We start from the raw sequence: 751 nt of genomic DNA on the forward strand, positions 1-751 counted from the left end.
GCCGGCCGGGAACGCGGGCCTGCTCGACGGCGCGCGTCTCATCGACCAGGGCCCGGTAACGGCCGGCCCAGGCGGCGTTCTGGTATCCGGTGAGGAACTGGACGCGCCGTTCAATCACCGCGTCGAGGTCAGGCGCCTCGGGCGCCGGAGGCGCCAGCAGCGGCCGGGCGATGCGCTCCACCGCATCCGGGTCATGGGCGGCGAGCCGCCCCCAGGCGAAGGCGCGCAGGTTCATGTCGACAGCGGCGCCGTTCAGCTCCACCGCCTTTTCAATCGACTCCAGCGACAGGGGCAACAGGCCGCGCTGGAAGGCGTAGCCCAGCATGAACAGATTGGTGGCGATGGCGTCGCCCATCAGGGCGGTGGCCAGATCGCTGGCCTTGACCAGATCAATGCCCTTTTCGCCGATGGCCTGGCGCAGCGCCCGCTTCATCTGGGCGTGCTCGAAATCCACATCCGGATTGATGACGAAGCCGGCGGTGGGCTGGAGATAATCGTTGACCACGGCGCGGGTGACGCCGGTCTCCATGCGTGACAGGGCGGCGGGGCTGGCCGCCACCACCATGTCGCAGCCCAGCACCAGGTCGGCGCCGCCGGGCGCGATGCGCACCGCCGCCAGGTCTTCCGGCTTCGGCGCCAGGCGCACGTGGCTCATCACCGCGCCATTTTTCTGCGACAGGCCGGTGAAATCCAGCACCGTGCAGCCCTTGCCCTCCAGGTGCGCCGCCATGCCGAGCAACGCGCCAACGGT

At 69.9% G+C, this 751-nt stretch carries 1 protein-coding gene; it reads right to left on the bottom strand.

Annotated features, from left to right (window positions below):
• The coding region (locus AC4FS3_RS28845; RefSeq protein WP_491023392.1) for a 2-oxoacid:acceptor oxidoreductase family protein at positions 1-751 on the bottom strand (751 nt) is incomplete at both ends.

The organism is Pseudogemmobacter sp. TB195, from assembly GCF_058313095.1.